Origin of the sequence: Streptosporangium sp. NPDC005286, from assembly GCF_040607515.1 — a bacterium.
In the GTDB taxonomy this organism is placed as follows: Bacteria; Actinomycetota; Actinomycetes; order Streptosporangiales; family Streptosporangiaceae; genus Streptosporangium.
The window spans coordinates 34,427-42,917 of sequence record NZ_JBEXGU010000071.1 but is presented as its reverse complement, the minus strand read 5'-3'; the positions used below and the strand labels follow the sequence as shown (position 1 = coordinate 42,917).

The window sequence follows — 8,491 nt, the reverse complement described above, 5'->3', positions numbered from 1 at the left end:
ACCCCACACCCCCCAACCCCTCTGCGTTGCCCCCCCGCTGCGAAAGACGTCTGGTATCAGGCGTCGAGCTCGGCGGTCAGCGCCCGCGTCTGGTTGGGGTCGACCTGGATGCCGGGGCCCATGGACGTGGAGAAGACGACCTTCTTGACGTAGCGTCCCTTGGCCGCGGACGGCTTGAGACGGATCACCTCTTCGAGGGCGGCGGCGTAGTTCTCGATGAGCTGACGCTCGCCGAAGGACACCTTGCCGATGATGAAGTGCAGGTTCGCGTGCCGGTCGACACGGAACTCGATCTTGCCGCCCTTGATGTCGGTGACGGCCTTGCCGACGGCCGGGGTCACGGTGCCGGTCTTGGGGTTCGGCATCAGGCCACGGGGGCCGAGCACGCGGCCCAGGCGGCCGACCTTGCCCATGAGGTCCGGGGTGGCGACGACGGCGTCGAAGTCGAGGCGGCCCTTGGCGACCTCGTCGATCAGCTCGTCGGCACCGACGATGTCGGCACCCGCGGCGCGGGCCTCCTCGGCACGGTCGCCGGTCGCGAAGACCAGGACCCGGGCGGTCTTGCCGGTGCCGTGCGGGAGGTTGACGGTGCCACGGACCATCTGGTCGGCCTTGCGGGGGTCGACACCCAGCCGCAGGGCCACCTCGACGGTGGCGTCGAACTTGGCGACGTTGGTCTCCTTGGCCAGCTTGGCCGCCTGGGCCGGGCTGTACAGGGTGTCTCGGTCGACCTGCGCCGCTGCGGCGCGGAATCCCTTGCTGCGCTTCACTTGCTCACTCCTGTGAATCCGAGTGTCCGTGGTGTGGGCCTGCGCCGGCCCCTCCACTTACTTCGACGTTTGGTGGTCTGACGCGATCGAGATCGCGTTAGCCGCCGGCCCCTGTTCGATCTCGCGGACGAGGTTCATCGCCGCGAGGTCGCCGCCGGGTCCGTACGGCGGGTGTTGCTAGTCGGCGATCGTGATGCCCATCGACCGGGCGGTGCCGGCGATGATCTTCTCGGCCGCCTCGATGTCGTTGGCGTTGAGGTCCTGCATCTTGGTCTCGGCGATCTGGCGCAGCTGCTCCTTGGTGAGCTTGCCGACCTTGTCCTTCTGCGGGACGGCCGAACCCTTCGCGACACCGGCGGCCTTCTTGATCAGCTCAGGCGCCGGAGGCGTCTTCGTGACGAAGGTGAAGGTGCGGTCCTCGTAGATGGTGATCTCAACGGGGATGATGTTGCCGCGCTGGGCCTCGGTGGCAGCGTTGTACTGCTTCACGAAGTCCATGATGTTGACGCCGTGCGGACCGAGGGCGGTACCGACCGGCGGCGCGGGCGTGGCCTGGCCAGCGGGAAGCTGGACCTTGACGAGCGCCGCAAATTTCTTCTTAGGAGGCATGTCTTCTCTCCGGGTCCTTCTTCTCTGAACGGGGTTCCTGATCCCCGCGGACGCGGGGCCCACCGCGGCTGTACGTTGACCAACGCGGCGAGCTTGGAACCATCCCCGCGACCGCGGGGCAGACTGGCGAAGTCTACGCGACCGGCCTAGATCTTCGAGACCTGGTTGAACGAGAGCTCGACCGGGGTCTCGCGACCGAAGATCGACACGAGCACCTTGAGCTTCTGCGACTCGGCGCTGATCTCGCTGACCGTGGCGGGCAGCGTGGCGAACGGGCCGTCCATGACGGTGACGGACTCACCGATCTCGAAGTCGACGGTCGCGGCGGAGGCCTTCGCGGTCGACTTCTTGACCTCTTCCGAAGGCTCGGGCGCGAGCAGCTTGGCGACCTCTTCGAGGCTCAGCGGGCTCGGCTTGTTGGACAGACCGACAAAGCCGGTCACGCCGGGCGTGTTACGCACCGCGGACCAGGACTCGTCGGTGAGCTCCATCCGGACCAGCACGTAGCCGGGCAGCACCCGCTCCTTGACCAGCTGGCGCTTGCCGCTCTTGATCTCGGTCACGTGGTGGGTGGGCACCTCGACCTGGAAGATGTAGTCCTCCATGTTGAGGGACTGCGTGCGGGTCTCGATGTTGGACTTCACGCGGTTCTCGTAGCCGGCGTAGGAGTGGATGACGTACCACTCGCCGAACAGACCCCGCAGGTGCCGCTTGAACTCCTCGACCGGGTCGACGTCGGGAAGGACGTCACCGTCTTCGTCGACGGCGCCGGCCGGGGCCTGCTCGGCCTCGTTTTCGGCGTCGGCGTCGGTTTCGGCGTCGACATCCTGCCCGTCGGACTCGCCAAGCGACTCCTCGGTGACGTCTACGGCCTTCTCCAGCTCATCCTCGCGCTCTTCGCGGGGCTCGCCGGCCGACTGTGCAGACTCGGACACGGTGCTCTTTCTCTTTTCGTCGATGGCTGATGGACTCGTCCGCAGGGCGGCCCGCCCGCCGGAGACCGCGGCTCAGGCTCCGCCGAAGATTCTCAGCACGCCCTCGGTGAACAGCGCATCCAAAGCCGACACGATCCCGACCATGATCAGAACGAAGACCAGGACGATGATGGTGTACGAAATGAGGTCTTTGCGCGTAGGCCAGATGACCTTACGCAGCTCGGCGACAACCTGCCGATAGAAAAGGGCGGGAGAAGTGCGCTTCGCCTTCTTCTCACCGCTCGGCTTGTCTGCGGTTTCGCCGCGCGTGTCGATCGCCACAGTCCTCACCTGAATCCATCGAGTCCAACGCATATCAGCGGCGCGCTAGACGCCAGATGCGCGGACCGCTCCTCGCAGGGCACGAGGGACTCGAACCCCCAACCGCCGGTTTTGGAGACCGGTGCGCTACCAATTGCGCTAGTGCCCTAAGACATGAACCACCATACATCGGTTGGACCGAAGTTTGTCCGCGGCTCACGGTCTTGACCGCCGGTTCACGCATGCGGCGGAAAGAACATGCCGGAGTCTACGTGTGATTGCTCACTTCGTCGAACCGGAGGGCGATCGCCCAGCTCAGCGAATCTCCCCCGGGGGCTCGGGCCTGCCGGAGCGAGCCGTCCGGATAGTGGATACCCGGCGGGAACAGCGGCACAGTTCTGTAACCATGGAGGTATGACCCGTCCCCGCATCTCAGCACGCATCTCCGCGATCTCAGAGTCCGCCACGCTGGCCGTGGACGCCAAGGCCAAGGCGATGAAGGCGGCAGGCCGCCCGGTCATCGGCTTCGGCGCCGGCGAGCCGGACTTCGCCACTCCCGGCTACATCGTCGAGGCGGCCGTCGAGGCGTGCCGTAACCCCAGGTTCCACAAGTACACGCCGGCCGGTGGCCTTCCCGAGCTGAAGCAGGCCATCGCCGACAAGACGCTCCGCGACTCCGGCTACCAGGTCGACGCGGCCCAGGTCCTGGTCACCAACGGTGGCAAGCAGGCCGTCTACGAGGCGTTCGCCACGCTGCTCGACCCGGGCGACGAGGTGCTGGTCGTCGCCCCCTACTGGACCACCTACCCCGAGGCGATCAAGCTGGCCGGCGGCGTCCAGGTCGACGTGGTGACCGACGAGACCACCGGCTACCTGGCGAGCGTGGAGCAGCTGGAGGCGGCGCGCACCGACCGGACCAAGGTCCTGCTGTTCGTCTCCCCGTCCAACCCGACCGGCGCGGTGTACTCCCCCGAGCAGGTCGCCCAGATCGGCCGCTGGGCCGCCGAGCACGACCTGTGGGTCGTCACGGACGAGATCTACGAGCACCTGACCTACGGCGACGCGACGTTCGCGAGCATCGCCACGGTGGCCCCCGAGCTGGGCGACAAGGTGGTGATCCTCAACGGCGTCGCCAAGACCTACGCGATGACCGGCTGGCGGGTGGGCTGGCTGATCGGCCCCAAGGACGTCGTCAAGGCCGCGACCAACCTGCAGTCGCACGCCACCTCCAACGTCTCCAACGTCGCCCAGATCGCCGCGCTGGCCGCCGTCGGCGGCGACCTGTCGGCCGTGGCCCAGATGCGCGAGGCCTTCGACCGCCGCCGCCAGACCATGGTCCGGATGCTCAACGAGATCCCGGGCGTGTTCTGCCCCGAGCCGAAGGGCGCCTTCTACGCCTACCCGTCGGTCAAGGAACTGCTGGGCAAGGACTTCGACGGCCGCCGTCCGGCGACCTCCGCCGAGCTGGCCGAGCTCATCCTGGAGGAGGCCGAGGTGGCGGTCGTCCCCGGGGAGGCGTTCGGCACCCCGGGCTACTTCCGCCTGTCCTACGCGCTCGGCGACGACGACCTGGTCGAGGGCGTGGGCCGCATCGTCAAGTTCCTCAGCCAGGCCCGCTGAACGCCTCCCGCGGCGGGAGACGAGTGGCCGCCGCACCCCGCCGGGTCGGGCTCCGGCCGGCGGGGTGGCGAGCGGACGGCCTCCGTGCCCGCCGGATGAGTCCGGCTCAGTCGCGCAGGGCGTAGGTCACCGCGGACTCGAAGTGGGAGGCCGCCCCCTCGGCGAAGGCCAGCGCGTAGGCGGTCTCTCCGATCAGCCCCTCGGCGCGGGCCGCGGCGGCCTCGCGAAGCCGGGTCATGGTGTCGGCCCCCAGGCCGGGCAGCCCGACGGTGATCCAGATGCGCTGCGCGGCGCCGAGGAGCCAGGCGGCGCGGGAGCCGTCACCCGCGGCCACGGCGATCCGGGCGAGCTGGTCGATGGCGAGCACGCCGCCGACCACGTCTCGCAGCCGCCAGTTGACCTCCAGCGCCGCCCTGGCCGCGGCTGAGGCCTCGGCGACCTCCCCCCGGCCCAGAAGGGCCAGAGAGCGGATGTAGTCGCTCAGGGCTCGCTGGGAGAGCTCTCCACGCGCCTCGCAGTGCCGGCGCGTCTCGCGCAGGATCTCCACCGCCCTGTCGAAGTCGCCACCGAACGTGGCGGCCATGGCCAGGAGGAGGGGAACGGAGAACAGGCCTGACGAGCCGGGCTCGGCCTGCCGTAACCCGGCGGCTCCGCGCAGCGCGTACCCCCGCGCGCCCTCCAGGTCGCCGGTGAGCAGGCAGGCTCCGGCGAGGCGGAGGTGGGCGTGGGCCTCGGTCTCGCCGTCGCCGTGGCGCCGGGCGCTCTCGGCGCTCTCCCTGGCCCGCCTGCGCGCCAGGGGTATGTCGCCCGCGAGGAGCGCGAGGTGGGCGGCGACCCAGAGTGGTCTTGACCTGGCTCGGTCCGGGGCCGGGACGGCGGCCAGTGCGCGGTCGAGGTAGTGGCGGCCCTCCCGGACGAGGCCCAGGTGACACCAGAGAACCCACAGGGCTCCGGCCAGTTCCAGGGCGGTGCGGTGGTCGCCGCCCGCGAGGCAGCGGTCGAGTGCCGCGCGGATGTTGGACAGTTCCCCGCGCGCCCAGCGTGCCCATTCGAGCTGGCGGGGGCCGCACCACTGGGCGTCCATGCGGTGGGCGGCGGCCAGGTAGTGATCACGGTGGCGGCGGCGCATCAGGGCGCCCTCGCCCAGCTCGTCGAGCCAGTCGCGCCCGTAGTCCCTGATGGTGTCGAGCAGGCGGTAGCGATCACCCACGCGGGTGACGACGGACTTGGTCACGAGTACGGCGAGCACGCCGGCCACGTCGGGCAGGCACTCGTCCGCGCAGACGCCGCGTGCCGACTCCTCGTCGAAGGTGCCCGCGAAGACCGACAGGCGGGCCCAGAGCAGGCGTTCCGCGGGCGTGCAGAGCTCGTGGCTCCAGCCGGCCGCGGTGCGCAGCGTGTGGTGGCGTACGAGGACTCCCTCGCCGTCGGCCGGCAGCTTGAAGCGGTCTTCGGGCTGGTCGGCGAGCTGGATCGCCGACAGGCCACGCGCGTGGCCGGCCGCCAGCTCGATGGCGAGCGGGACGCCGTCGAGCCTCCGGCAGAGCCTGGCGACGGCCATCATGGCCCGCTCGTCCGTGCGCAGCCCGGGGGCGACGGCCGTCGCGCGGTCCAGAAAGAGGCTCATCACGTCGTACCCCGCGAGGTCGGCGGCCTCGGGCGGAGGGACGGGAAAGGGATCGACGCCCATGACGACCTCGTACGGCAGGCAGAGCTCCTGGCGGCTGGTCACGATGATCTGGACGTCGGGCGCGCCGGTCAGGATGGCCGTGACCATGGCGGCACAGGGACCGACGAGGTGCTCGCAGGTGTCCAGGACGAGCAGGAGCCGCCGGTCGGCGAGGAAGTCGACGAGGGACGCGAGGGCCGGGCGTCCGGCCCTCGCGCGCAGGCCGAACATCCCGGCGACGCTGCCGGCGAGCAGGTCGCCGTCCGTCTCCGAGGAGAGTTCGGCCACCCAGACGCCGTCGGGGTAGTCGTCGCGGACGCTCCGCGCCGCCTGGAGGGCGAGGCGCGTCTTGCCGACGCCCCCGGCGCCGTGCAGGGTGAGCAGGCGCGTTCCGGTGAGGAGTTTCGTGATCTCGTCAAGCTCGGCGGCGCGTCCGAAGAAACTGTTCATCGCGACCGGCAGGTTGCCGCGCGGCGTCAAGAAAGATTCCCCTGGATCGCGTGTTCCACCGCGTCGCGCAGGCTGATCGAACCTCCCTGTTCCTCCAGCCGGTCGAACTCCGCCCGGCCCAGGCGCCCGCGCAGCCTCAGCTCGGACGTACGGATCAGGCTCGCGATCATGGGTGAGCGGCTGGGCGGGACCCCGGCGTTCTTCCAGGCGGCGCGGGAGGCCCCGAACATGATGGCGGCGAAGGTGTCGTCGGGGGATGACTCGGCGATCACGACGAACACCTCCAGCGCCTCCATCAGCGAGATGGTGTCGCCGAACAGGCGGCCTCCGCGCAGGGAGCCGCGGGCGGACTCCGCGGCGGACGCGGGGTTGCCGAGGAGGTGCTCGGCCTGGCCCAGGAGGAGGTCGAGGCGGATGAGGGTCCAGTAGTCGCCGCAGGACTCGCAGAGCTCACGTCCCTCCCGCAGGATGGACACGGCCTGTTCGTGGTGGCCGGCGAGCATCATGGCGGTGGCGACCACCGTGTAGGTGGGCAGGAAGCCGGGGAAGACGTTGCCGGTGGAGCGGTGGCGCACCCGGGCGTGCTTGATGAGCCGCAGGGCCTCGCCCACGTCGCCCCTGACGACGGCCAGGTGGGCCTGGAACTGGCTGACGTAGGCCGTGGCGTAGCCGTTGGCGTCCTCGGCCGCGCACTCGGTGAGGATGCGCTCGGCGCGTTCGAGGTCGCCGCGCTGGATCGAGACCCAGGCGTGCACCCAGAGCGCCTTGACCCGCTCGGGGCTGGCCGTGCGGTCGAGGTCGAGGCCGCGCTGGAGGAGGTCGTCGCCGGGTGCCTGCATGCCGCAGCACGCCCACAGGAACCACAGGTTGCCGACCAGGTCGAGACCGCGGCGGTACTCCTGCGGCCGGGAGTAGCAGTACTCGATGGCACCGCGCATGTTGCCGCATTCGAGGACCAGCCTGCGGTACCACTCGAGCTGGCGGCCCTGCCAGCTCATCTCGGCGCGGGCGGACAGGGCGAGGAAGTGGTCACGGTGGCGGCGCTGGATCTCCTCGGTCTCGCCGAGCCGGTCGAGCCAGACCAGGCCGAACTCGCGGACCGTGTTGAGCAGGCGGTAGCGGACCCCGTTCTCGCCCTCCTCGCGGACCAGGACGGACTTGTCGAGCAGACCCAGCAGGCCGTCGAGGATGTCCTTGGCGGCGAGGACGCCGCCGGCGCAGACCTCCTCGGCGGCCTCGATGTCGAAGGTGCCGGCGAAGACCGAGGCCCGTGCCCACAGCAGGCGTTCCGGCGGGGTGCAGAGTTCGTGGCTCCAGCCGAGGGCGACGCGCATGGAGCTGTGCCGCCGGGGAGCGGAGGGGAGCCGGTGCGGTTCCGCGTCGGGCCCTTCGCCGTGGGTCCCGCGACCGGCTGAGGGGGCCGTACGGCTCTCGAAGGCCGCGGCGAGTTCGTCGGGTGAGGCCATGCGGCCGTCGAAGGCGGCGAGCCCGGCCGTGGAGAGCGGGCGGCCGTCGAGGGTGACCAGCCCGTCGAGGATCCCGGGGCCGCCTCCGGCCACGGCGAGCCTGATCGCCAGCGGCAGGTTGTCGAGGCGCCCGCAGAGCTCGGCCGCGTCGGGGCCGCCGATCAGACCGGCGGTGAGGGTGTCGATCAGGCTGACGGCGTCGGCGTCGGGCAGACCGCCGACCGGGTAGAGGTGCTCGCCGGGCAGGCCCAGCCGCTGCCTGCTGGTGGCCAGGACACGTAGTCCCTCGACTGAGCGCAACAGCAGGCCGACCAGGATGCCCGTGACGCCGACGACGCGGTCGCAGGTGTCGAGGACGAGCAGGGTCCGGCGCGTGACGAGCTCGTCGACCAGCGCCCGCAGCGCGGGAACGCCCGGCCTGCGGCGGACGCCGATCGCGTCGGCGAACGTCTCGGCCAGGGAGTCGAGGTCGCCGGGTGCCTCCGACAGCTCCACGATGTGGACGCCGTCCGGGAACCGGGGTTCGAGGGTGCGGGCCAGCCGCAGGGCGACGCAGGTCTTCCCGGCTCCGGCCGGACCGGTCAGCGTGACGTGCCGCACCCTTTCGAGCAGTGCGGAGACGTCGGCGAGTTCGGTCTCCCTGCCGACGAAGACGTCCGCTTTCATGGCAGC

The 8,491-nt window shown here is 70.4% G+C and carries 7 protein-coding genes and 1 tRNA gene; 1 reads left to right on the top strand and 7 read right to left on the bottom strand.

The genetic code is table 11. The features are described from left to right. Window positions 1-56: 56 nt before the first annotated feature. The 5 genes from rplA to ABZU75_RS24695 all read right to left on the bottom strand — a co-directional run bounded on the left by rplA (window position 57) and on the right by ABZU75_RS24695 (window position 2,783). Complete coding sequence (rplA, locus tag ABZU75_RS24715; protein WP_030923988.1) at window positions 57-770, bottom strand: 50S ribosomal protein L1; 714 nt, start codon at window positions 768-770, stop codon at window positions 57-59. Window positions 771-947: 177 nt separating this feature from the next. Further along, window positions 948-1,379, bottom strand: a complete 432-nt coding sequence (gene rplK, locus ABZU75_RS24710; RefSeq protein ID WP_030923985.1) for a 50S ribosomal protein L11 — start codon at window positions 1,377-1,379, stop codon at window positions 948-950. Window positions 1,380-1,525: 146 nt separating this feature from the next. Then, window positions 1,526-2,314: a transcription termination/antitermination protein NusG gene (gene nusG, locus ABZU75_RS24705; protein ID WP_350911351.1), complete on the bottom strand. Its 789-nt coding sequence runs from the start codon at window positions 2,312-2,314 to the stop codon at window positions 1,526-1,528. 72 nt (window positions 2,315-2,386) lie between these two features. After that, window positions 2,387-2,635 (bottom strand): preprotein translocase subunit SecE, encoded by a 249-nt coding sequence (gene secE / locus ABZU75_RS24700; RefSeq protein WP_037972396.1) that lies wholly within the window; start codon window positions 2,633-2,635, stop codon window positions 2,387-2,389. Window positions 2,636-2,710: 75 nt separating this feature from the next. Next, window positions 2,711-2,783: transfer RNA gene (locus tag ABZU75_RS24695), tRNA-Trp, on the bottom strand. A gap of 245 nt (window positions 2,784-3,028) precedes the next feature. Here ABZU75_RS24695 and ABZU75_RS24690 point away from each other — a divergent pair. Then, window positions 3,029-4,234, top strand: coding sequence for a pyridoxal phosphate-dependent aminotransferase (locus ABZU75_RS24690; RefSeq protein ID WP_355558531.1), 1,206 nt, complete (start codon window positions 3,029-3,031; stop codon window positions 4,232-4,234). A gap of 106 nt (window positions 4,235-4,340) precedes the next feature. Here ABZU75_RS24690 and ABZU75_RS24685 read toward each other — a convergent pair whose 3' ends face one another. Then, window positions 4,341-6,383: an NB-ARC domain-containing protein gene (locus tag ABZU75_RS24685; RefSeq protein ID WP_355558528.1), complete on the bottom strand. Its 2,043-nt coding sequence runs from the start codon at window positions 6,381-6,383 to the stop codon at window positions 4,341-4,343. Then, window positions 6,380-8,485, bottom strand: coding sequence for an AAA family ATPase (locus tag ABZU75_RS24680; RefSeq protein ID WP_355558525.1), 2,106 nt, complete (start codon window positions 8,483-8,485; stop codon window positions 6,380-6,382). The genes ABZU75_RS24685 and ABZU75_RS24680 overlap by 4 nt, the downstream gene beginning before the upstream one ends. Window positions 8,486-8,491: the final 6 nt, after the last annotated feature.